This window comes from Bacillus sp. Pc3, assembly GCF_000815145.1.
Taxonomy (GTDB): Bacteria; Bacillota; Bacilli; order Bacillales; family Bacillaceae; genus Bacillus; species Bacillus velezensis.
This window is the reverse complement of record NZ_CP010406.1, coordinates 2,988,020-3,010,569: the sequence shown is the minus strand read 5'-3', so window position 1 is coordinate 3,010,569 and position 22,550 is coordinate 2,988,020. Positions and strand designations below refer to the sequence as shown.

General features: G+C 45.7%; 23 protein-coding genes. 4 read left to right on the top strand and 19 right to left on the bottom strand.

The features are described 5' to 3' along the window. Positions 1-5: 5 nt before the first annotated feature. Genes SB24_RS14370 through mnhG form a run of 3 tightly spaced genes read left to right on the top strand, consistent with a single transcriptional unit; the run spans position 6 to position 1,124 of the window. On the top strand, positions 6-482 hold the full coding sequence (locus tag SB24_RS14370; RefSeq protein ID WP_003152059.1) for a Na+/H+ antiporter subunit E: 477 nt from the start codon (positions 6-8) through the stop codon (positions 480-482). Beyond that, the gene (locus SB24_RS14365; RefSeq protein ID WP_003152057.1) at positions 482-766 is read left to right on the top strand and encodes a Na(+)/H(+) antiporter subunit F1; all 285 of its coding nucleotides are present in this window, start codon (positions 482-484) and stop codon (positions 764-766) included. The genes SB24_RS14370 and SB24_RS14365 overlap by 1 nt, the downstream gene beginning before the upstream one ends. Then, on the top strand, positions 750-1,124 hold the full coding sequence (gene mnhG / locus SB24_RS14360; protein WP_003152056.1) for a monovalent cation/H(+) antiporter subunit G: 375 nt from the start codon (positions 750-752) through the stop codon (positions 1,122-1,124). Before SB24_RS14365 ends, mnhG begins: the two co-directional genes overlap by 17 nt. Positions 1,125-1,163: 39 nt before the next feature. On the opposite strand, the gene SB24_RS14355 is transcribed toward mnhG, so the two are convergent. The 6 genes from SB24_RS14355 to degQ form a co-directional block, all read right to left on the bottom strand. Next, positions 1,164-1,547, bottom strand: a complete 384-nt coding sequence (locus SB24_RS14355; protein ID WP_007613430.1) for a hotdog fold thioesterase — start codon at positions 1,545-1,547, stop codon at positions 1,164-1,166. Positions 1,548-1,568: 21 nt separating this feature from the next. Beyond that, the gene (locus SB24_RS14350) at positions 1,569-2,213 is read right to left on the bottom strand and encodes a two-component system response regulator ComA (RefSeq protein WP_003152052.1); all 645 of its coding nucleotides are present in this window, start codon (positions 2,211-2,213) and stop codon (positions 1,569-1,571) included. Positions 2,214-2,293: 80 nt separating this feature from the next. Next, positions 2,294-4,585 (bottom strand): sensor histidine kinase, encoded by a 2,292-nt coding sequence (locus SB24_RS14345; protein WP_039254056.1) that lies wholly within the window; start codon positions 4,583-4,585, stop codon positions 2,294-2,296. Between the two features lie 11 nt (positions 4,586-4,596). Continuing rightward, entirely contained in the window at positions 4,597-4,761 is a 165-nt protein-coding gene (gene comX, locus SB24_RS14340; RefSeq protein WP_007613432.1) for a competence pheromone ComX, read from the bottom strand. After that, positions 4,761-5,672 carry a polyprenyl synthetase family protein gene (locus SB24_RS14335; RefSeq protein ID WP_031378407.1) on the bottom strand — a complete coding sequence of 304 codons (912 nt, stop codon included), beginning with the start codon at positions 5,670-5,672 and terminating at the stop codon, positions 4,761-4,763. Before SB24_RS14335 ends, comX begins: the two co-directional genes overlap by 1 nt. Before the next feature lie 151 nt (positions 5,673-5,823). Further along, positions 5,824-5,964, bottom strand: coding sequence for a degradation enzyme regulation protein DegQ (degQ, locus tag SB24_RS14330; protein ID WP_003152043.1), 141 nt, complete (start codon positions 5,962-5,964; stop codon positions 5,824-5,826). A gap of 465 nt (positions 5,965-6,429) precedes the next feature. Between degQ and SB24_RS14325 the strand changes: the two genes are divergently transcribed. Then, on the top strand, positions 6,430-6,771 hold the full coding sequence (locus tag SB24_RS14325; protein WP_014305721.1) for a YuzC family spore coat inner layer protein: 342 nt from the start codon (positions 6,430-6,432) through the stop codon (positions 6,769-6,771). A 6-nt stretch (positions 6,772-6,777) separates the two neighbouring features. Here SB24_RS14325 and SB24_RS14320 read toward each other — a convergent pair whose 3' ends face one another. The 13 genes from SB24_RS14320 to essC form a co-directional block, all read right to left on the bottom strand. Further along, positions 6,778-7,998 (bottom strand): EAL and HDOD domain-containing protein, encoded by a 1,221-nt coding sequence (locus SB24_RS14320; RefSeq protein ID WP_039254052.1) that lies wholly within the window; start codon positions 7,996-7,998, stop codon positions 6,778-6,780. A 129-nt stretch (positions 7,999-8,127) separates the two neighbouring features. After that, positions 8,128-9,594, bottom strand: a complete 1,467-nt coding sequence (locus SB24_RS14315) for a nicotinate phosphoribosyltransferase (RefSeq protein WP_099686880.1) — start codon at positions 9,592-9,594, stop codon at positions 8,128-8,130. 17 nt (positions 9,595-9,611) lie between these two features. Beyond that, a complete protein-coding gene (locus SB24_RS14310; RefSeq protein WP_025853916.1) occupies positions 9,612-10,163 on the bottom strand; it encodes a cysteine hydrolase family protein in 552 nt (183 codons plus the stop codon). Between the two features lie 96 nt (positions 10,164-10,259). Further along, on the bottom strand, positions 10,260-10,658 hold the full coding sequence (locus SB24_RS14305) for a YueI family protein (protein ID WP_003152031.1): 399 nt from the start codon (positions 10,656-10,658) through the stop codon (positions 10,260-10,262). 65 nt (positions 10,659-10,723) lie between these two features. Beyond that, positions 10,724-10,972 carry a YueH family protein gene (locus SB24_RS14300; RefSeq protein ID WP_003152028.1) on the bottom strand — a complete coding sequence of 83 codons (249 nt, stop codon included), beginning with the start codon at positions 10,970-10,972 and terminating at the stop codon, positions 10,724-10,726. Positions 10,973-11,044: 72 nt separating this feature from the next. Beyond that, a complete protein-coding gene (locus SB24_RS14295) occupies positions 11,045-11,266 on the bottom strand; it encodes a spore germination protein (RefSeq protein WP_003152026.1) in 222 nt (73 codons plus the stop codon). A 61-nt stretch (positions 11,267-11,327) separates the two neighbouring features. After that, on the bottom strand, positions 11,328-12,434 hold the full coding sequence (locus tag SB24_RS14290; RefSeq protein ID WP_039254048.1) for an AI-2E family transporter: 1,107 nt from the start codon (positions 12,432-12,434) through the stop codon (positions 11,328-11,330). 135 nt (positions 12,435-12,569) lie between these two features. Beyond that, positions 12,570-12,806: a DUF2642 domain-containing protein gene (locus SB24_RS14285; protein WP_003152023.1), complete on the bottom strand. Its 237-nt coding sequence runs from the start codon at positions 12,804-12,806 to the stop codon at positions 12,570-12,572. A gap of 137 nt (positions 12,807-12,943) precedes the next feature. Beyond that, positions 12,944-13,474 (bottom strand): HD domain-containing protein, encoded by a 531-nt coding sequence (locus SB24_RS14280; protein WP_003152022.1) that lies wholly within the window; start codon positions 13,472-13,474, stop codon positions 12,944-12,946. A gap of 164 nt (positions 13,475-13,638) precedes the next feature. Next, entirely contained in the window at positions 13,639-14,370 is a 732-nt protein-coding gene (locus SB24_RS14275) for a (S)-benzoin forming benzil reductase (RefSeq protein WP_007408685.1), read from the bottom strand. 60 nt (positions 14,371-14,430) lie between these two features. After that, positions 14,431-14,904: a type VII secretion protein EssA gene (gene essA / locus SB24_RS14270; RefSeq protein WP_039255053.1), complete on the bottom strand. Its 474-nt coding sequence runs from the start codon at positions 14,902-14,904 to the stop codon at positions 14,431-14,433. Positions 14,905-14,911: 7 nt separating this feature from the next. Then, positions 14,912-18,037, bottom strand: a complete 3,126-nt coding sequence (esaA, locus tag SB24_RS14265; protein WP_039254044.1) for a type VII secretion protein EsaA — start codon at positions 18,035-18,037, stop codon at positions 14,912-14,914. Next, positions 18,034-22,509: a type VII secretion protein EssC gene (gene essC, locus SB24_RS14260; RefSeq protein ID WP_039254043.1), complete on the bottom strand. Its 4,476-nt coding sequence runs from the start codon at positions 22,507-22,509 to the stop codon at positions 18,034-18,036. The genes esaA and essC overlap by 4 nt, the downstream gene beginning before the upstream one ends. Positions 22,510-22,550: the final 41 nt, after the last annotated feature.

Here is a 22,550-nt window from a genome sequence, read left to right as displayed (position 1 = left end):
ATGGCATGGCTTTTCAACTATTATTAAATGTTCTTCTCGCTGTTTGCTGGATGTTTCTCACAAACAGCCTCAGCACGGCGGGTTTTATAACCGGATTTATCGCGGGCTTGGCGGCGCTGTTTTTTTTCCGGCGCTTCTTCTCGCGGCCGTTTTACATTTGGAAAATATGGTCAGTCATCAGACTGGTGCTGATCTTTATAAAGGAATTATATTTGGCCAATGTCAGCGTGCTGAAAACCGTTATAGCGCCGAAACTGAACATCCGCCCGGGCATTTTCGCGTTTAAGACGGAATTGACGGAGGATTGGGAGATCACGCTGCTCTCGCTGTTAATCACTTTAACACCGGGTACGCTCGTGATGGATATCTCCGATGACCGGTCGATTCTTTATATACACGCCATGGACATTGAAGATGCGGAGAAAGCGATCCATGACATCCGCGTCTCTTTTGAGAAAGCCATTCAGGAGGTGAGCCGCTGATGTTTACGTTTATTCTGCAATTATCACTCGGCATTATGGCGGTTTCGACTCTTCTGTACGTCATTCGCGTCATGAAAGGGCCAACGATACCGGACCGGGTCGTCGCGCTTGATGGGATCGGCATTAATCTGATTGCCATGACCGCACTTGTATCCATTCTCTTAAACACATCGGCCTTTTTGGACATCATTCTGCTGCTTGGCATTTTATCGTTTATCGGCACGATTGCCTTTGCTAAGTTTTTGGAGAAAGGAGAGATTATCGAAAATGATCGAAATCGTTAAATGGGCCGTCGCCGTTTGTATTCTGATGGGATCGCTGATCTGCCTGGTCGCGTCTTTCGGCACACTCAGGCTTCCTGATGTGTATACGCGCGCCCACGCCTCTTCAAAAGGCTCGACACTCGGCGTTAATTTGGTATTGCTCGGGGTGTTAGGCTACTTGTGGATGCTGACCGGAGAAATTTCTGTAAAAATACTGCTCGGCATCATTTTTATCCTGCTGACGGCGCCGGTCGGAGCGCACCTCATATGCAGGGCCGCGTACAATTCGGGAGCGGCGCTTGATAAACGAAGCGTTCAGGATGATTACAAAGGGATCAGAAACTTTGTGATCAAACGAAAAGAAGATTCATATTTGTAAAAACAAACAGCCGGACGATTCAGGGTTCCGGCTGTTTGTTTATTTTGTTATAACAGCCAGCGTGCAGCGGGAAACACAGATCAGCCTTTCTCGTTCATCGAAAATGTTAATCCCGTACACAATGGTTGCCCTGCCTGTGTGAACGGGTTCCGCTATCGCCGTGACCGTTCCGCCCTCTTTCACGGACTTTAAATGATTGGCATTAATCTCAAGCCCGACACACGCCTGTTTCGACCGGTCGATAAAATGCTGGGCCCCGACACTTGCAACAGTCTCCGCCAGCGCTGCTGACGCGCCCCCATGCAGATATCCGAAAGGCTGCACCGTCCTCTTATCCACCGGCATCACCGCCACGCATCTCTCCGGCGTGTTTTCAGTGATTTCAATACCGAGTGCGCCGAGCAATGTATTGTTCAGATTCATAGGTCATTCTCCCTTCAAGATTTATAGTACGTTATCTGACTTGGCGATCAGCACCGCTTCAGTACGGGAGCCGACATTCAGCTTATTAAAAATGGATGTCAGGCTGTATTCAATCGACCGCTTGCTTAAGTGAAGCGCATCTGCGATTTCCTGATTGGTCAAACCTTTTTCGACCTCTTGGAGAATATGGCGCTCTCTCGGAGTTAACCGATCCTGCTCACTTTGAGGGGAAGAAGACGTTTTTGTTTTTTGCTGGGTCATCAGCTGTTTGAAATAGGAGAAATCAACTAAAATCTGTCCGTTGAGCACGTGATATATGTATTGCATGATTTTCTCTTTAGATTCGGTTTTGCTGATGGCGCCATGCAGGCCCGCGCGGATGGATTCTTCAAAATAATCTTCAACCTCATAGCCTGTGTAGACAATGATTTTGCAGAGAGGATTCTCTTTTAAGATTTTCTTGGAAAGCTCTATGCCGCTGATGTCATCACCCAGATTTAAATCCATTAATATGAGATCGTAAGCTGAAAAATCATGCCGGAGAACGAATTGTTCACTGGCATCAGGACTAAGGCAATCGACAGAAAGATTCGTGTCCGTTTCCAGAATCGTCTTGGTGCCCTCCATGACAGCCGGATGATCATCAATCACTAGTATCTTTTTCATGGTTTCCTCCCTTTTACTCACTCATTTCCATTTTATTAAAAAGACTTGGCTTCTGCCAAGTCGATTTGGTGATAAATTGGTTACAATTCCATTTCAATATCCGCTTTAAAACCGTTTCCTTCACTTGTGTCGATTTTCATCCGTCCGTCAAGCGCACGGACGCGCTCCTTAATACCCGAAAGACCCATGCTCATCGACTGTCCGCCGCCTTCTTCCTGATTGCAGCCGACACCGTCGTCTTCATAATGCAGAATCACTTTATTTTGAATGCTGATCAGCATAATCAGCACCTCATTCGCCTGTGAATGCTTCATGGCGTTCGAAAGAAATTCCTGAATAATGCGGTACAAATTCAGCTGCGTATCCAAATCCAGCGCCGCCGTAAACCGGCCCGTATTCAGACGGATATGAAACGGCGCACGCTCCTGCTGCTGCGCGGCAAGCTTGGATACCGCCTTGACCAGACCCAAATCATACAGCAGCTGAGGCCGAAGCTCATGGCACGTCTCCCGGGTCATCAAAATAACATCCGACATCTGCTCATTCATCTGATGAAGCTTGTCCTGCACCTCTAACTGGCAAGGCTCTTCTTTCTTAAAATCGGCCAGAAACAGCTCACACTGGCGCTTCAAAGAAATCAAATCCTGCAGCACCGAATCATGCAGATCACGGGCCAAATCCGAACGCTGCTTTTCCTCAATCGTAAACATCAGCTTTTTGAGCCAGACCGGGTTTGTCTCCTGTTTCTTTAAATCTTCGAGATGATTCATGAGTTCTTCGATTTTCATCACGTTTTCTATTGAAACATTAACGTAAAAAGATAATGTTTTTAACCAAGAAATTTCTTCACGTGATAAACGGGGCGTATTCATCTTAGACAAACAGAGAACAACGAATGATCTATCTCCCCGTTCTCCTACTTTCATTGCGAAACCTTGATTAAACTCCGTTATTTTTCCTATCTCAACAGTAACACTATTTAAAAGCACTTGATAATCATCTATCAAACTTGAATCCCTTTCGTCAAATGCCTTTACATTCCCATCATACGTAACTTCAAATATATACACTTTACTTGTAAGAGTTACTTCGAGAATGGTGGTTTTTAATTCTCCAAAAACCTGATTTAAAGAAGACGAGTTTCTGATTAATTGGGTAAACTTATAAATACTGTCTTGGTAATTGAATCTTTCAGAGACCCTTTTTAATTTAAACCGGAAATCGAGTATTTCTTTATAATAAAAAACAGCTAACATTAAAATATAAATTAAAAATGTCAGTTTGAGATTGTAAAAATTTTCTTCCGGCTCACGTAATAACTCAATTGTCGTAACCAGAATTATAGTTGGGGTTAACGCTAAAAAGCCGTAATATTTTAACTTACTTAAGATAAAATCAACGTTATATATTTTATTCGACATGAATTGATATACAAGTGAAAAAGGTATCAGCAGCATAAATGACGCTGTTAAGAAAGAAGAGACATAATAATCATTAAAAAATACATACGGTATAAGATACAGACATAAAAAAGGCGAAAATGCCAATATATTTATAACTACGAGCACCTTTATAATATGTGCCTGATCAGTATCTTTGTTTCTTCTCAAAATAACAATAAAGTAATATGCTACAATCAAAAAAAGAAGAAAAAACGAAATCAAATTAAATTTTGGAATAAAATCACCAAAAGATAATCGCGACCGAAATAATTCAAATAATATATTTATAGTTGGAAATAAATACAAAACGAAAACTTTTTTGCTGAAAAGCACTGTACCTAATTCTTTAAAGTAATGATAAAGAAACAGAAGATAATTTAAAGGTACAGTTATTAATGTTAACAACATAATGCATCTGCTAAGCAAATCGCCTTTTGCCGATCCTCCAGCACTGATATATGCGATTGAAGCAGACAAAAGAAATACAATTAGCACCAAAGCAGATTTCAAGTTTTTTTCTTCATTTATCTTGATGATGAAGAAACAGCAAAATAAACATACTACATAAAAAATTATCGGTATTAAGTAAGTACTGAAGTTCCTATCATTAAATAAATTGAGCTTAATCTCAATATCATGACCGTTTCTATCAACGACCATCGAGTTTACATTTTTCAGCTTATTCATTTGAATATTAATTGACTTTACATTTTGGCCGTTAATATTCTTTACTATATCTCCCTTTTGCACTCCGGCGTAATATGCCATTGTAAAATCTTCTACATCTTTTATTTTAATTTCGCCCTGTTTATTTTCAGAAATGGTGGCGCCGACTAAAAGATTATTTGTGCTTATATAAGTCAGATAAATGACATATACCAATGTAAGCAGAATTAAGACAACTGAAATCTTATTGTACTTGGACTTCATTTATATCATCCTCAATATTTCCAATCACCGCCGAAAGAAATAACATCTATACCCTTAAACGCATTTATAACACAATCTGTTTGATCCTGGCTAACTCCAATCAGACTAGCATTGCCTTCAATCACTTTATTTAAAACTTCTGGATTTTTGGTTAAGTATCCTACAATTTCCTGCATTATTTTTCATCCTCCTCTAAATTAACAATCGCATTTAATAAAGCTTCCGTTTTATTTCTTTCTATCTCCAATTCAAATATCTTACTTTTTATTTTTTTTAACGACAAATGCTTCAAAACCAATAAGTATTGGGTTACACCTGCTTCAATTAATTTCTTTTTTATGTCTCGAGTCTTTAAGGTTTTGAATAACTCCGGGTTTTCATACCATTGTAAGATTTCTTCAGAAGCTTTATTGAATCTCTTTTTTAAGTATAAATAAGCAAGTGTATTTTTGCGTTGAACAAAATCATTATTCAAGTAAAACAAACCTTGATAATCATTATCAATCTGGGATATTATTCCGAGTTCATATGAATATGATTGAACGATTGGGTTTAACTTTCCTGTCGCCAGCATCGCTCCCATAACGCAAGGCATTGCAGTTAAAGAGCCCGATTTATTCTTAATCATTTTCAAGCACTCTTCTTCAGTTTGCGGTGCATTCAAAATATCATCTTGCTGGCCCTCAATTGAATTCAATGCAAAGTTTAATATTTGCTTAAGAAAATCCAGATTTTCACTAACCTGATTCATAACCTGTATACTTAATGTATAGAGGGCCGTTACAGTATTCAGCGTAATGGGGAGACCTGTTTTCATCCATTCCATTTTCAGATTATCATTATCTTCCAAATCATCATAAATGTCGTATGACAGGACTAATAATTCTATGCCTGCGGCTAACTTTAAAATCGCCTCTGTGTCTCTGCCATTGAACGCTTTGTAATGTTGATATGCCAATTCAGCAAATCCAAATGAATCTTTTGATGCAATAAATTTTAGAAGGTACATTTTCAAGTTAGTATTGCATATATTGTGCTCCACAATTTCCTTCATCTTCTCTTTAATCGTTTCGGCATCTAAACACATTTGCTCAATAATTGTCTTCACCCTCCCATTCTATTTTACTAAATGCAGGTGATGAAAGACAGCAGGTTTTTCGTTTTTTAACAATCGTATAATACTTTATCCATGAAATGGATAAAAAATGCACAAAAAAAAGACTTGTTTCCAAGTCTTTTTAAGAAATTTTCATTGCATATGAGAATTTATCGAGCTGATCAATGCTTTTGTTAATGTTTCGTAATGAGTCGGTTGTTTCTCTGATATCATTTTCAAGTCGGAATAATAATTGCTTTACTTCTTCTAATTTGTTTTCCACCGTTTCCACACTCCTTTTTTTGAAAGATCAATGAATTGTGTATGGTGAACGAGTCCTAGGTATTTGATCTGTTACTAATAGTGTAAACGTTTTTGCGGGATTTTTCACCGAAAAGTATGTGTAAAAGTATCTGCGTGACACCGCAAACCATGGTAATCCCATAGTCCCGAACAGGGCATTTAGCGAACAGGACTATATAACTACCATAAAGGCAGACGTTTAGGATAAAGCAGACCAGTCTGACGGTTCTGCTGTTTTTTCAACGGTTTTCCGACAAACCGGCAGGGACTATAGTCCCTGCCGTCGCAATTTCAAAACAGAATGGGCGAACAGCGTCGCATAACCACCGACAAACACCGAAAAGACCGCAACCCCCGCATTGTGGTCTTTTTGCATGTCATAACTCGTTATCACGCCGCCTATACTCATGTATAACGAATGTTTTCTCAGGAAGGAGGCCGCCGTATGCATTATGTGTATCCATGCTGCCCTGTTTTCGCCGCGCCATACCGGCATCCAGCGCCCAGTGCCCCGGTTCACGCAGATATTTTGACAGCGTCCGCAAAAGAAGCTGCGGGCATGCTGGAGGATGCGCGCCTGCTCCTTGCGCGGCTGTCGGCGTCAAAAGAGCTTGCGCGCAGCATCCTCACCGCAGCGCAATCATCTGACACCGCAGCGGTCAAGCGGCTCATTAAGCAGACCGGCATCAAAAATGACTTTGACGTGACGTATAATCCCGACGGCATCCGTGTCAGTCTGATCAGAGAGCAAAGCCGGTTTATCATCGCCCTCAGGTGGTCGGCTTAAAGCGGCTCAATCGATCAGCTGCCGGCACCATTCGATCGCCTGTAAGTAACATTCATACGCTTCTTCTTTGTTCAGTTCTTTTCCCCACTCGTCGCAGTCCCAGTTGTTGCATTCAATGGCTTTGACGAGCGCGAGCATCTTATAATAATCGTTTTCATAACCGAGCAGCGCCTGTCCGACTTCATCGATTAAAGGCAGTTCTTTGATGATATCCTCCAGCTCCCTGTGGAGAAGCGTATCGATGAGCGAAAACATGCCGATCAGCATGTAAGAAGAGGGCTGGGGCCTTCCGGTTCTTTTCGCCAGCAGTTCGCACAGTTTGGCCCTGATTAAGGAAATCTTTATGATTTCTTTTTGGCTTGAGTGGCTTTTCGCCGTTAAATCTCTGAATGAAAGAATGTAAATCAAGCGCTTAATCTCATTCAGCCCGAGCATCATGATAGCCTGCTGGATGCTGTCTATCTTTTTTTTCAGCCTTGTTTGCGATCCGTTTAAAAAACGCAGAATCTGATACGATAAGCTGACGTCCCGCTCTATGTATTCCGTCACGCGCTGTATATTGGGCTGGTCATTGTTTAATTCGCTTAAAAGCTGGTAGTAAGAATGAAAATGAAACGTCAGATCATTTCCGCTGATGACACGCGGTTCACTGAAAAAATATCCTTGAAACAGGTGAAAGCCGTCTATGGCCGCCTGTTTATAATCTTTTCTCGTCTCCACTTTCTCCGCTAAATAAATCAGACTTTTACAGCTGTACGTCTGAATGATTTTTTTGCGCTCCAGACGCGAGGATTGCAAAAAGTCGATTTTTAAAATATCAATATATTTCATCAGCTGTTCCACTAACTCTTCATTTTCCGAATTGATGGCGTAAAAATCATCAAGTGCTAATGTATATCCTAATTTCTTCAGCTGTCTGCATCTTGAGATGAGTGCCGGAGTGATCGGTATGTCCTCAAGAATTTCGATAATAAGCTGGTCAGGATCAAAGGAGGTAGGGAGATCTGAAAACATCAGGCTTTCTGTAAAATTCACAAAGCAGCGTTTCCCCTCAGTCAGCTTTTCGATTCCGATGTTGATAAAGCTGTTAATAATGAGATCCGTCGTAGCTTTATCTCCGTCCGCGGCCGAATAACGGTTCTCTTCGCTCTCCCGGTAAAGAAGTTCATAAGCAACAACCTGTTCGTTTCTGTTGAAGATAGGCTGTCTCGCAACAAACACCTTCATTCATTTACCCCCTTAGATGCGGCCTTCGAACATAAGTATATCAAATAACTTGACGAAATTTGTCTAAATGTGAAAAATATTATCACAACAAAAAAGCCTTTCCAGAGATAGGAAAGGCCGCTTTGTTTTCTATTCAAGTTCCCGTTTCAGCTTGCTTTTGATTTCATGAATCCGCTGCATCTTGTTGCTCCAGCAGTCTTCGCTTAAATCGACCGGATATTCTTCCGGCTTGCTGATCCGTTTGTATTCCTCCCACAGAAGTTTGAGGTTATCCTGCACGTATTGCTGGATGTCGGTAATTTCGGGATTATCATAGCATAAAACGCCGTTTTCAAAGATCGGCTCATGCAAGTCTTTCGCATAGAAATCAGTGACGAATTTGCTGACGAACGTGTGGACGGGATGGAACATTTTTAAGCGTTTCTGATCATTTACCCGCTCGTCATAAAGCGCGATATAATCACCTTCCGAGTGGTGATTCAGCTTGTTGATAATTCGGTATACTCTCTTTCTTCCCGGCGTTGTCACTTTTTCAGGGTTTGACGAAATTTTAATGGTGTCGGTCAGTTTGCCGTCCTCTTCAATGGCGACAAGCTTATAAACCGCGCCGAGAGCCGGCTGATCGTATGCGGTAATCAGCTTCGTGCCGATGCCCCACGTATCGATTTTCGCTCCTTGGGATTTCAGATTTAATATCGTGTGCTCATCAAGATCGCTTGAAGCAATGACCTTTGCGTCTGTGAAACCCGCTTCATCAAGCATTTCACGCGCTTTTTTTGACAGGTACGCCAAGTCCCCGCTGTCCAGGCGGATGCCGATGAAGTTGATCCGGTCGCCGAATTCCTTTGCGACTTTAATCGCATTCGGCATGCCCGAACGGATCGTATCGTACGTATCTACGAGAAATACGCAGTCTTTGTGGGTCTCCGCATATTTCTTAAATGCCGTATATTCATCGCGGTACGCTTGTACGAGCGCATGAGCGTGCGTGCCGGATACCGGTATATTAAAACGCTTTCCGGCTCTTACATTACTCGTCGCGCTGAAGCCGCCGATCAAAGCCGCTCTCGCTCCCCACATGGCCGCATCCATTTCATGGGCGCGCCGCGTTCCGAATTCGAGGGCGTCTTCATCACCGACAACGCCTTTAATGCGGGCCGCTTTCGTGGCGATTAATGTTTGGTAATTCACAATGTTAAGCAGAGCCGTCTCAATCAGCTGCGCTTCAATCAGGGGCGCTTCGACCCGCATAATCGGTTCGTTGTTAAAAACGAGCTCGCCTTCTTTCATGCTGTAAAGAGATCCGGTAAAAGAAAGATCCCGTAAATAATCAATGAAATCATCAGCATAGTGCAATTCCGTTTTTAAATAATTCAGATCGCTGTCGGTAAATTTGAAGTTCTCCAAGTATTCGATTGTTTTTTCTAAGCCCGCAAATACCGCATAGCCGTTTTCAAAGGGAAGCTTTCTGAAAAAAAGCTCAAAAATCGCTTTTTTCTCATGAATGCCGTCTCTCCAGTACGTTTCGGCCATATTAATTTGATAAAGATCTGTATGTAAAGACAAACTGTCGTCTTTAAAACCATGCTCCACCAAAATTGTTTTCCCCTTCCTTACTCTGCCACTTGCGCTCCGATGCTGTTCTTAAAATGGGACAGGGCCCATTCATGCCCTTCCGGATTAAAGCTGGCCACAGCGTTTTGATGAATGACGATCTGAAAGCCCTTGTTGTAGGCGTCAACCGCCGTGTGAAGAACGCAGATGTCGGTGCACAGGCCCGCAAGATGCAGCTCAGTGATCTGCCGTTCCCGCAGTTTCAGCTCTAAATCCGTTCCCGCAAAAGCAGAATATCTCGTTTTTTCCATATAATTTACGTTTTTTGCGTGTTTATGTTTCTCATAAAGAGGCGATAGCCTTCCGTACAGCTCTTTGCCCTCCGTGCCGTTAATATTATGCGGAGGAAACAGGTGTGTCTCGGGATGAAAGTCATCGTCTGCATCATGCGAATCTACCGCAAAGACAACGTAATCACCGTTTTCTATAAATGCTTGCGTCAAACTGACAATCGTATCTTCAATCTGTCTCGCGGGTTCTCCGCAAGTTAATGCCCCGTTCTCAGCTGCAAAATCATTCGTATAATCAATGCATATAAATGCTTTTTTCATAGCCGGCCTCCCCGCCATTCATATGAAAACCATTATATCCTATCTCCACTTGTAAGTGAATTGGCATTGTAAAATGACAAACGGTGTTTTGCCCTTTTAAGATTTCAGGAGTGAGCGCTGAAAAATGTCATCCTGCACGTAAATGCCGTCAAGGTTCACGGCATAATCGGCGGCAAAAACCAGGCCGAGCGGCGTTTCGAATTGAAGGTCCGAGATGACGGAGCTTCGGACACCGGCAAGTGCGGCAAGCTTCATATATGGTGAATAAGCATGATACGGGAGCCTTCCGTTTATATAGAGCACCGCGTCTTTTCGGCTTTTCAGCGCCTGTTTCACTTCTTCATACGGCTGCTTTTGCAGCACCTGTCCCTTCGTCAGGGCAATGATGACTCTTTCACGCAGCGAGCCTAAAAATAAATGGCGTTCATCCGGTTTCGTCTGCAGAGGGCCGTACATCCCCTGCTGTAAATAAAGGTCAACCGTTTTGTCGCTCATCGGCCTGTCCCTCCCAGCTTGTTTTACAATTATCGCCCCGGACGGGACGCGGTAAACCGTTTTCGTTACATTTCAGCCACCCAATGGGAGATCTTGCCGGCGAGCTCTCCGGCGGGTTCTTCTTCAATCAGCTTGCTGAATGATTGTAAAAGCCGCTGCGCCAGCGCCTTTTTCTCTTCCTCATAGGAAATGATCGTGCTCCACTCAAGTTCCGGAACAGCTACAAGGGTATGCTGTTCTTTTTTATTTTCATGCAGATATACATCACCGATCATTCCGGACTGCACGGTAATATTCGCTTTTCTGATTTTCATAAAACATTCCCCTTTTATAAAGACTGATTCTATTATACTACAAAAAAGCGACAGCCTCCTAAAAGGAGGCTGTCACGCGTTAAACCAATCAGGTTCGTCAAACACATCGATGTCTTCAAAGCGCGTTTTGCTGAATTTATTAGTAATTTTGACAAAATCTCCGGAATGAAACGCCCCTGCCCCCGCGCCTGAGTGGTCAACGGCTTTGGGAGAAATGGCAAACACGTCACCGAAGCTCGCCGCAGCGTCTCCGGCTAAACTCATAATATAAATCGGTCCCACAATTGCAGGCATACCCACACCTCCGCTTTTCTTTACAGCATTTTATGCGCTGCACCGGGAGTTGTGCCCGTTTTTATTTCGGCTTGCGGCTGTCTTCGAGCTTTGACCGCTGACGAAGTTTGATAAGCCGGACGATATTTAAGACGAAAGCTTTTAAAACTGCGTAAACCGGCACGGCCAGAATCATTGCGAGAATGCCGCCGAAACTGCCCGCTCCGATAAGCAGAAGAATAATGGTGAGCGGGTGGGTATTCAGCCGTTTCCCAATCACAAGCGGAGAAAGCAGGTTCCCGTCAAGCTGCTGGACGACAACGACAACAATAACGGCAAAGAGCGCCTTAGCCGGCGAATCCATAAACGCGATAATCACCGCGGGCGCCGCCCCGAGAAACGGCCCCAGGTACGGAATGATATTGGTGACGGCGATCACCATCCCGAGAATTAACGCATACTGCAGGCCGATGATCCAATATCCGATAAAGCATGCCGTTCCGACAAAGAGACAAATCAGCAGCTGGCCTTGGAAATAGGCGGCCAATGTGACATATAAGTCGTTAAATATTTTCCGACCTTCCGCCCGGTAGGAAGAAGGCAGGATTTTGACTGCCAAGAGCGGAAACCGCCGGCCGTCCTTCAGCATATAAAACAAAATGAACGGAACGGTGATCACGACAAGCGTGATATTCGTAACGACGCCGAACACGGCCGACAGGCTTGCCGTAATATTTTGCGGAAGGCTTTGTAAAAACCCCGTCAGAGACTGCTGGATTTTGTCTATCGACACATAATCCTGCGTCATCATCCACGTAAACCATTTGGAATGGGATAATTGCGCCGTCAAGACTTGAATCTGATGAATGTAATCAGGGAAATTGTTAATCAGCCCCGTGACCTGAGAAGCCACAATCGGCCCGATGGCGGTGAACATAAAGGCAATCAGGCCTATGAAAACGAGATAAATGAGCAGGATTGCCAATGTCCGGGGGATTTTTTTCTCAAGCAGGCGCACGATCGGATTAAAAATGAAAAACAAAATGCCCGAGATCAAAATCGGAAAAAACAGAGTGGTGATAAAACCGAAAAACGGCTGAAAAATAAACGAGACTTTCGTTGATACGTAAATAATGAGCAAAACGAGCAAAATTTGCAGCGTCCAAAAATGGACCTTTGATTTCAACAAGCGATTTCCTCCTATTGTCATGCGAACTTGTACTGTGATTGTACCAAAAAAAGCCGCCGTGCATCTATGTATCTCAAAAAAGAAGACGCACCGGGGTTCTATAGTGCCGCCTCCGGTTTGCGCCTTTTCGGGCTGTTACACGCGTTCGGTATAATCAGGCATGACGGAAACCACATGGCGGTTTCTGATATAAAATACACGGTCATGCGTCTCTTCAATGGCGATGTGATCCGGAGTGGCATCAATCAGCCGTCCTCTGACAATGCGTCTGACGGTTTGAATGATAAACCTTGAGCCGATAAGCTTATGGATGGTCTGATAAACGTAAGGATCCACTAACGAGACGATTTGCGGGCTTCCTTGATGGGCCATTTTCGCTGATCCCCTTTACTATGTTTTCCTTCAGCATATGCAGCGGACAAAGGCTTTGACACAGTACGTCTATCGGAGCGGAAAAGGTGTTAGTGAGCATGCGGAGTTATGTAAGCGGAAAAGGCCGCATGAGTGGCCTAGACTGAGCTTCTTATGGGATATTGGGCTCGGTCAATTAACTGATCAAGCTTTTGGATTTGTTTGAGCGCGGCCGTGTGATCCATTTGGCGGTAATGGTGATGTCCGCCGGGTTCTTCATCGAGTTCATCCGCTTGTTTCACGATTTGCTGGAGCGTATTCTTGTCCAGTTCGCCTTCAGGCAGATAGGAATCGGTGTGAAGCAGAATCGCCAGCGCAATGTCCTTCGCCGCTTTCGGTTCTTCACCGAGCCGGATGAGCAGCTTATGCGCCCGTTCCGCGCCTTTAATGGCATGGATATCGTTTCTTCTGTACTTTTCATAATCCCATTTGCCGTCTGTGTACCATTCATAATGGCCGACGTCATGCAGTAATGCCGCTTTCGCCGCCAGATCCGGGCTGACACCTGCTTTTACGGCAAGACGGTATGCATGAAACGCGCAGGCGATCGCATGGGCGACACCGGAACGCTGTAAATACTTTTGTGCGATTGGATGGGTGAAGACATCCATTAACGTTACATTTCTCATGGAAACCCCTCCTTCATATATTTTTAGAATCCTAACATAAATCGAGGAGAAACTCAATTCATCTGATACATTTCTTATACCCCTTATACGTTGTTTCATTCATCATATGCCGCCGGACCCCGGAGTGATTGTACAAACAAAAAAAGAGCAGCGTGAAAGCTGCTCTACAAAAATTCTTTGATATCGTATATCCGTCCGTTTTCCGGCTCGCCCGCGATCAGTGAGTGAATGACGCCGGCGATGTATTCAGGACTTCTGAGGTTTTTCGTTTCTTTCAGATTGCGGAACCGTTCGATGTCATGGAAATCTTCTTTTGACGAAGAACGGATGACAGCCTGCATGTCTGTATCCATCACTCCCGGCGAGAATGAGATCATGCGGACCGGCAGCTCTTCATCTTCCTGTTCAAACCCGAATGTTCTCGTAAACATATCAAGCCCCGCTTTTGAGCTGCAATACGCGCTCCAGCCTTTATAAGGATTTTTCGCCGCGCCCGATGTGATGTTGACAATTGTTTTGCTGCCGCTGAACGCTTCGAAACGCTTTGTGAACATTTGGCTGAGCAAAACGGGCGCCGTCAGATTAAGGGTGTAATGGCGGTTCAATTCTTCGGCGGAAGCCTCTTTCGCCCGCTTGATCGGTTCCACCATTCCGGCATTGTTGATCAGTGTGACGGCGGAGTACCCCTTCTCCTCTGCTTGATCAAGAATCGCCTTCATCTGCCGCCCGGTATCTGCGAGATCGGTTAGATCAACACTGTATTCTGTCAGTCCCTCGCGCTTTTCCCCGCTTATCGTTCTTGAAAGCGCGGCGACTTCGGCTCCTTCTTGAAGCGCCTGTTCCGTAAGCGCCCGGCCCAAGCCTTTTGACGCGCCTGTTATAAGAAAAAACTGCATGAAACTCCTCCTTTTTTTCTTATTTTACGGGCTGTCTTCCCGCAAACACAAGCGATCCGTTTACCGCCTTGCCTTTTCCTGCGCCGTGACTTTCGGGATCAGATAGATCATCGCCGCAATCCCGAGGAGGATCAAGACGGCATAAATAACAGGAAGCAGATAAGAAGTCTTTTTCTCTTCCGTTTCCATATCTGCCGAGGTATGCCGCACCGCCGGCTCGGCAAACGTGATACCCAGTTTTTTCGATTGCGCTTTGATCGTATTCGGCTCCGTGTCTGACGATGTAAACAAATTTGATATCAGTTTGTCATCCGGGTTTTCGGCCGGCTGATCAAACATGATATCCTTCTGTTCTTTCGGAAGCGCCGTTTTTTCCTCGGAGTAGGCATCGTCGTGCAGGTAATCCGTACGAATTTCAATGTCTTTCTTTTCATATTCATTCGGCTTGACATCAGTATTTTCCTCATTCGCGGCTGCGGCTTGGGGAAGGAAAAGGAAAAAGGAGAGAGCAAACAGCAGCAATCCTTTTTCCATGAACATGTTACGCCTCATAAGACTGATCACTTTCCTCCGTTTTTTCCGCAAACAGCCGAATGACGAGCGGAAGCGCCGCCGCAATCAGCGTAATGATCGCAAGAACCGTTACCCCCATCGCAAACAGATGGCCCGTTCCGTATTGAATATCGATATAGACTTTCGAAACCGGACTGTCAAAGGTGAAGTTCGGCATAATCAGGTCGATCAAAGGCGCCACATAAAAGAGAATGAGCGCTGATGATGCGATCCATCCGGTAATCGAGCCGAAGACAAAGGCTGCCCGGATAAAAGCTGAACTCGCCGCAAGCAGGAGAATCGTAAAGACTGACCATTTAATCGTCTGATCGTCCGGAAGCGAGTAGATATTCAGACCGAACAGACTGATCATCAATCCGACCATAATGTTTAAAATCCCAAAGAGCGCGCCTTTGACAAGAAGCGGCGCCTGCTGATAATACGAGCTGAAATAGCCGATCAGAAGACTGCTGATCAGGACGATCACCAAAATGACGACCGGCGGAACATTCTGAACCCGGTCTTCCGGCACCTCTCCGCTGATTTTAAGCGGGTTGGCGAGATAATCGTAAACATAGCCGTTTTCCTGTCCGTCAACAAGCGCGTTCCCTAAAATGCCGTACACGTCATTTCTGATCAATTTCGTGGAATTGACGTTTTTGCCCCAGTTGCTGTTCAAGGTGTCCGCTTTCTGCTGGACGTCATTTACGCTTTGCTGCATATTGTCGGTATAGCTGATGATGCCGGACTGGCGTTCTGACAGATGGCCCATCGTGTCAGACATTTGCAGGACTTCACGGCCGACGGTATCCTGAGCGCCGAGCGCCATCGTTCCGGTTAATCCGTCTCCGCTGAACGCGGCCGCTTCCTGCACAGCGCCTTCAGCCAGCTGATCGGATGCTTTCGCCGCGCTGTCTGAAATGCTGGCGAGCTCATTGAGCACCCCGGCTTGTTCATCTCTGATATACGAGCTGTAGTTATCCGAGAATTCGGTCATGCCTTTAATGAAATTGCTGATGTCTTCGTCTGTCTGCATTTTGTTGTTTTTCAGATTTTCCCAGCTTGCCGTTTCTTCCGGTTTGATGGCGAGAACGGTTTGGACTTCACCTTGCTGGGCTTTCAGCACCCGGTTTTTCACATCAGGCAGCGAGCCCGCGTCAAGAGAGTGATAGAGTGTCGCCTCATACAGGGATAAATCATTATAGTAACTCATTAAATCGGATATCTTTTTTGTATTGATGTCAGCGGCAAACATCTGTTCAAGAGCAGATTTGCGGCCGCTATCCAATGACGGGTAGTTCAGAATGTTCTGTTCTGTTCTTACAATCATTCTGTAAACGGTATTGAAGTCTTGTTTTCTCGTTTCTTCTGATTCTTCCAGCTTTTTCTTTAATTTTTCTGCGCGTTTTTTGACGTCATCAATCTGGTCTTTAAGGCCTTGGATTTCTTCATCAAGAGCATCGAGACGTTTTTTCAGTTCTTCATTATGAGTCTGCTGTTTCTCTTCCAGCTCTTTTTCAATTTGCTGAATGCGTTCTGCGGCTTGGTTCAGCCTTTCTTTTGCCTCAGATATGTCCGTGCCGCCGTCCCCTTCAGAATCGTTCGGATCGTCCGCCGGCTCATCAGCAGGCGGAGTGACGTTTTCAGCGGCTGTCGAGGTCTGGACGGTTTTTGGCTCCTGATCGCCTGTGTTATCGGAAGCAGGCTGCTCTTCTTTTGTGCCGTCTTCCGTTTTTCCGTCTTCTCCGGGATTCGTTCCGTTATTCGGATCGGTATCGCCGGAGTTTTCACCGTCATCGCCTTGGCCCGGTTTTTCCGGTTCCGGTTTTTCTTTTTCCGGTTCTTTTAATCCGTCAGAAATGTGATTGATTTCAGCGGAGATGCGTTTTAATTCTTCACGCTGATCGTCAAGGTCAATTTTCAGATCGCCGGGTTTTTCTTCTTCCGGTTTTTCTTCTTCTTTCGGTTCATCCGAGCCGTCATCACCCGGGTCCTTTTCCGGAACGGTTAATGCCGGCCGATCCCTTTTCATAAGGGTTTGAATGCTGTTCAATGTTTCAAATCTTGCTTGCGCTTTATATTGAGTCAAATAATTGTCCAGTAAATTGGATTGAATATTCGCCATCCCGCGTTCCTGATCAGGAACCTGCGCTTCTCTCACCTGTTGGGCGGCAAAAAGAGCCGATCCCGTCTGGTCAAGCTGTGTCTGCGCCCGATTTATTCCTGAAGAGAGCCCGCTCATCATCGTGCTGAACTGGTTGGCGGCCTGCTGTGCTTTAATGGCGTTCAATCCGGTTGTGATTTGCTTTTGATTTTGTTCCTGCGCGGCCATCAGCAGTTTTTTCTGATTTTCTTGATATTGTTTGTAGCGCTCGACCGTGTCGGCAAAGTCTTTGAGCGTGGTTTTGGCTTCATCTGCCGAAGTCAGTTTTTCTTTTGCCGCGCCCTGCGCTTCATTCATTGATTTTTTCAGTTCGTCAATCAGGTCTTTTTGCCGTTTGATTTCACCTGCCAAGTCATTGGAGCTCGGCTTGTAAAAGTTGTACATGACGTTTTGAAACTCTGATTCTTTATTGACGATCTTGTCAAAATCGCCTCGGACATTGTTCACTTTTTGTGAGACGAAATTCCAATATAATGCCGACATTTTTTTATTCATTGATTTTTGGGCGTCTTCAAGCTCACGCTGCACTTTTTCTTTGTTGACGGCGTTCAGGTTGCTTTGAATATTGAATGTCAGCGTGGCTTTTTGCGGACGCTCCTTGTCATAGCTTAAGATGTCTTTTGAAAAATCGGATGGAATGTAAACGACGGCGTCATACTTCTTAGCTGCCAGACCGTTTTCAGCCGCGCTCCTGTTGACAACCGTCCATGAATAATCCGGACGGCCGCCGAGAGCGGCCGCTACTTCTTTGCCGAAATGGACGGATTCCTCTTCCTCATTTTCATCTGTTTGTAAGCCCATATCTTCATTCACGACTGCGATTTGACGGGTGGCGTTGATTTTTTGTTTTCCCGGGTCATCGCCGATAAACCGGAAAAACAGCACCGGCAGCAGCAGAATGATGACGACCGCGGCTATTAATTTGATCAGGCTTTTTCGTTGTTCGGTCATCTGACGGCCTCCCTTTCCGCTGAACATAAAGGTATTTGGATTTTTTGCTCCTTCCCGTTTTCAACCAAATAACCGAAGCCCGGCTGAATGTCCGGTTCCTGCCTTTGGTAAGGCAGCGGAATGACATTTTGTTCGGATTTTTTCACAAGCAGCATTGCGTGGCGGATCTGTTTCATTTCCGTCGTTAAGGAATCATAGCCTTTTGAGAATTCGCTGTGATTGCCCGCCGGGATAAAACTGAAGCCCACATGCGCGTAAGATTTCATAAACATAGCCAGCTTGTCCTGTATGGCGGTGTCGATCGTCTGCTGGAATCTTGTAATGCCGTCGGCCATTAACACGACCGGAGAGAAACTGAGTTTGTGCACATCGCCATTTTTGACGGCCTGCGTATACTGAGCTTCGCGCTCCGTGAAAATGGCTTCTGCCGTTTCGATCCACTGCCGGACGTCTTCTTTTGTGTCCAGATAGCTGACCTTTGTTTCCTGCGCATACTGCGACAGTCCGCGGTCAATCGAGTCAAACAGCCCGACCCGTTCCGTACCTTCACGCAGCAGGTGATTCAGCATCACTTTCAGGATATTTGTTTTTCCACGCTGTGTCTGGCCCAAAATGAGACAATGTTTATTTTTACCCAGATCAAAGTACACAGGGCTGACCTTTTCCTCATGAAGCCCGACAGGAATGCGGAACGGTTCTTGTTCCGGGCCGAGACGGAGTGAAAATTCGCCGGCCGTCAGCATATCCGGAAGCATCGGAATCGGGTCTGGGCCGGCTGTTCCGGCGTGGCGCTCAGCTAAAGCTTTGACATCGGCTTTCAGCGTCTGGAACATCTCGAGGTCATTTTCCGCTTCAGCCGGAAGAAACATTTGCGCGAAATACAGTTCTTCTTTTTGGATCATGACGCGGCCCGGGATCGGTTCGAGACTGAACGGCGGACGCCCGTAAATGGAGTATCCTTCTGACTGATCCATTAAATAATGGACGACTTTCGTTTTTATATTGTTTAACAGCGACTGGCGGACGGCGTTTACCCTCGTTGCGGTCAGCAGGAAGTAAATACCTAAGCTTTGCCCGTCGCGTGAAATCTGGATAAATTCCGTTTCTAATTCATGCATTTCATCTTTGACGATGTCGAAATTGTCAATTGTGATAAATATAAACGGCAGCTCTTCTTCACTGAGCGAATTGTACATTTTGATATGGCTGACTTCTTTTTCCCTGAACAGCCGTTTCCGCCGCTCGATTTCTTCCTTGATGCGGATCATGAATTTTTCGATCTTTCTCATTTGATCCATTAAGAAATAGTCTGCGGTGTGCGGAAGCTTTGCCAATGGCAGAAGCGTGCCGTTTCCGAAGTCAAAGATGTACATATGAAGCTCTTCCGGCGTGTATCCTTCCGCGAAGTTCATCAGGAAGGTGATGGCAGCCACTGACTTGCCGTAGCCGGATGAGCCGAAAATGCCGATGTTGCCGTCATCCATCATCGTGTAAGCGAGAGGCGCCTGTCTTTGCTGATCAGGCTCATCAACGCAGGCGATGAAGAAGCGGTCTTTTTCCTGCGCGGGGTAAAGCGTGCGCGGGATACGTTCGGCAAGCGGCGGAAGCCACGGACTCGGCAGCTTTTCAATGCCCATTTCATTTTGAATCCGCTCGATTTCTTCGACTACGGCTTCTATTTCTGCCGGGGCGTCTTTTTTCGCCGCATCATCCGCATCCACCTCAGACAGCGGAATTAAGCCGGTATCGGTAACGATAGCAATGTCATCCTCGGTGCCGTATACATCTTCCATGTAAGGGGCGCCGCTCCAGGCAGACTGGAACTGCTCATACACTTCGTTATTTCCGACTTGCAAGTAGCCGCGTCCGGTGACCGTAATATTCGCCGCATCACTGTTTTTCAGGATTTCTTTACTGTCACTTGCATCCTGCACTTTCAGCGCGACCTTAAAGCGTGAGTTGCTCCATATTTGGTCGTCAATGATGCCGCCCGGCTTTTGCGTGGCGAGAATTAAATGCACACCAAGGCTCCGTCCGATGCGGGCCGCGCTGACAAGCTCCCTGATAAAGTCAGGCTCTTCGCTTTTCAGCTCGGCGAATTCATCTGAAATCAAAAACAGGTGCGGCATCGGAATATCCGTTTCTCCCTGTTTATACAGCTTTGTATAATCATTGATATGATTGACGCGATATTGATCAAAGAGCCGCTGCCGTTTTTTCAGCTCGCTCTTAATGGATGCAAGCGCCCTGATACTGAAGTTTCTGCTTCCTTCAATATTCGTGATCGTCCCGAGAAGGTGCGGCATCTTGCGGAACGGCTGCGCCATTCCTCCGCCCTTATAGTCAATCAGCAAAAACGCCGCTTCATGCGGGTGAAAGTGAACGGCCAATGACAGGATATACGTTTGCAGAAATTCACTTTTCCCGGAGCCGGTCGTTCCCGCCAGCAATCCGTGCGGCCCGTGCGCTTTTTCATGCAGGTTTAAATAGACGATGTCGTCTTTTCCTTTATAGCCGATCGGAACAGCCAGCGATTTTGCAGACTCACTTGTCTCCCACTTCTGCCTGATGCCGATTTCTTTTACTTCCTTCGCATGAAACAGCTCGAGAAATGTGACCGTTTCAGGAATGGAATTCGTCATTCCGACCTGATGGTGCAATGTCCGAAGCGTCCGGGAAAACCGCTCGTTGGTTGTCCGTTCATGCCTGTCCAGCTTAAACGGGATCTGCACCGCTTTTTTCTGCTGAATGAGAATGTCTCCCTCATCTTCATTAATGTAGCGGACGAGGGTGTGAATGTTTTCTGCCAGGCTTTCCTTCGTTTCTGCGGCGATGATTGCCGAGATGCCGAGATGCTCATGCCGGCCTTCAATGTATTCTAAAATGACGTGCTCTGCGATCAGCTGCTGATTTGTGATGACAAAGACAAAATGCGGCTGAAAGATCTTTTTTTCTTTATCCTCTTCCAAATCCCGCTCCCGCAGCAGCTCGTAAATGGACGATAACAATTGATCGCGGGTCTGTTCATTGTAAATAAATCCTTTCGCATACATATGAGGCAGCTGAAATTGCGGCAGCCACTTCATCCATTCCCATTCCTTATATTCGTCCTCATGAAAGATAAAGACAAATCGCAGGTCATGGTAGCTGTTGAAGAACGCGAGCTGGCCGATCAGCTGGTGAATTTCATTTTTGACGATCTGAGGTTTCCCGACAAGCCCCATCGGACCTTCTTGTAAATCAACGGTCACGGGCGCATGGCGGATATCTTTATACACACGCTGCATGTGCTGCGACTGCTCCATCAAGTCATCCACATCACGGTTCGCCAGGTCTCCGCCGCTCATTGAAATCTCGTAGCTTGACGGGACCGTGCCCGTTCCGAGCCGAAGCATCAGAAAATCCCTGCTTTCCAGCGATTTCTCCCAAATGCGGCCGCTGATTTCAGAAGTTAAATATTTCATTTTTTCAAACGGGGGAAAATGATGCGTCAGCACTTGCAGCTGTTTTTCCGACAGCGTCTGAAGCTCTTTCCGTTTGCTTTCTAAATACTGCTTGTACACACGCTCCCGTTTTTCCTCCCGTTTTTTCCGCTGGTTTTTTTCACGGAAATACTGCACGGTGGACGTAATGAGAGTCATCATAAACATCGCCAAAGAGACAAGGATGAATATGCCCCTCGGCTGTATAATGGCGACAACCCCCATTACAATCAGCATGACCACAGGAGGCAGAATGACGAGCCACAGCCCCCGGTTATTCTGTTCGCTTTCCTGCGAGGGAAAGCTGAATGAAACGCGGTCTTCGGGAAGATCGTAGACCATGCGCGGCGTTCTACGATATTGCGGGTATTTCTTTTTCATTTCGGTGCTTGGTTTTACCGTTTTGGTTAAACCGGCTTGAAGCTTTTCGTGATGAACGATTTCTAAAAGGTCGTCCTCCGTCAGCCTCACACGCAGAAAATTCCACATCAGCTCATCTCCCGTCCGGAGCCTTTCGGGAGCTTCTGCAAGCTTTCCGTTCACATAAACTTCCTGGCCATCAGGGACGACAGACCAGCATCCTCCCGACTTTCGCAGATAAAAAGCCCCTGTTTGAGCGGAGGACGGCTCTTTGTATATATCCGCTTCCTCTGTTTCTGATGAGAAAACGATCTCATCCTTCCCGCCGATAAAATAAACGGAGGATTCTTCCTGGTCAGGGGTGAGCAGAAGCCGCATCGTCTCTTCTTCAATCCGGCAGGGCATTTCATTTCCTATTGTCAATTCGCCGGCACAGTTATTTCCCAGGAAAACATCATAACGATCTGTTTCTTTCCGATAAAGGGTTGCGGCGTTTTGCCGTAACGGAAGTGTGCCGACCGTGATTGTATCTTTCATATCCGGACCGATCGTAATCGGCTGAGAGGGCGGGAGTTCAGACAGCTGAACCTTTTGTACGTGCTCTCGGTAAAAGACCCATAACAGACTCATATGGCGAACCTCCTGACAGCCTGATCGTTACATGCGGCCAT

What these genes read in the sequence shown, in the direction of transcription:
- SB24_RS14370 (WP_003152059.1), top strand. Translation starts at nt 6, where the DNA reads ATGGCTTTTCAACTATTATTAAATGTTCTTCTCGCTGTTTGCTGGATG.
- SB24_RS14365 (WP_003152057.1), top strand. Translation starts at nt 482, where the DNA reads ATGTTTACGTTTATTCTGCAATTATCACTCGGCATTATGGCGGTTTCG.
- mnhG (WP_003152056.1), top strand. Translation starts at nt 750, where the DNA reads ATGATCGAAATCGTTAAATGGGCCGTCGCCGTTTGTATTCTGATGGGA.
- SB24_RS14355 (WP_007613430.1), bottom strand. Translation starts at nt 1,547, where the DNA reads ATGAATCTGAACAATACATTGCTCGGCGCACTCGGTATTGAAATCACT.
- SB24_RS14350 (WP_003152052.1), bottom strand. Translation starts at nt 2,213, where the DNA reads ATGAAAAAGATACTAGTGATTGATGATCATCCGGCTGTCATGGAGGGC.
- SB24_RS14345 (WP_039254056.1), bottom strand. Translation starts at nt 4,585, where the DNA reads ATGAAGTCCAAGTACAATAAGATTTCAGTTGTCTTAATTCTGCTTACA.
- comX (WP_007613432.1), bottom strand. Translation starts at nt 4,761, where the DNA reads ATGCAGGAAATTGTAGGATACTTAACCAAAAATCCAGAAGTTTTAAAT.
- SB24_RS14335 (WP_031378407.1), bottom strand. Translation starts at nt 5,672, where the DNA reads ATGTGTTTAGATGCCGAAACGATTAAAGAGAAGATGAAGGAAATTGTG.
- SB24_RS14325 (WP_014305721.1), top strand. Translation starts at nt 6,430, where the DNA reads ATGCATTATGTGTATCCATGCTGCCCTGTTTTCGCCGCGCCATACCGG.
- SB24_RS14320 (WP_039254052.1), bottom strand. Translation starts at nt 7,998, where the DNA reads ATGAAGGTGTTTGTTGCGAGACAGCCTATCTTCAACAGAAACGAACAG.
- SB24_RS14310 (WP_025853916.1), bottom strand. Translation starts at nt 10,163, where the DNA reads ATGAAAAAAGCATTTATATGCATTGATTATACGAATGATTTTGCAGCT.
- SB24_RS14305 (WP_003152031.1), bottom strand. Translation starts at nt 10,658, where the DNA reads ATGAGCGACAAAACGGTTGACCTTTATTTACAGCAGGGGATGTACGGC.
- SB24_RS14300 (WP_003152028.1), bottom strand. Translation starts at nt 10,972, where the DNA reads ATGAAAATCAGAAAAGCGAATATTACCGTGCAGTCCGGAATGATCGGT.
- SB24_RS14295 (WP_003152026.1), bottom strand. Translation starts at nt 11,266, where the DNA reads ATGCCTGCAATTGTGGGACCGATTTATATTATGAGTTTAGCCGGAGAC.
- SB24_RS14285 (WP_003152023.1), bottom strand. Translation starts at nt 12,806, where the DNA reads ATGGCCCATCAAGGAAGCCCGCAAATCGTCTCGTTAGTGGATCCTTAC.
- SB24_RS14280 (WP_003152022.1), bottom strand. Translation starts at nt 13,474, where the DNA reads ATGAGAAATGTAACGTTAATGGATGTCTTCACCCATCCAATCGCACAA.
- SB24_RS14275 (WP_007408685.1), bottom strand. Translation starts at nt 14,370, where the DNA reads ATGCAGTTTTTTCTTATAACAGGCGCGTCAAAAGGCTTGGGCCGGGCG.
- essA (WP_039255053.1), bottom strand. Translation starts at nt 14,904, where the DNA reads ATGGAAAAAGGATTGCTGCTGTTTGCTCTCTCCTTTTTCCTTTTCCTT.
- esaA (WP_039254044.1), bottom strand. Translation starts at nt 18,037, where the DNA reads ATGACCGAACAACGAAAAAGCCTGATCAAATTAATAGCCGCGGTCGTC.
- essC (WP_039254043.1), bottom strand. Translation starts at nt 22,509, where the DNA reads ATGAGTCTGTTATGGGTCTTTTACCGAGAGCACGTACAAAAGGTTCAG.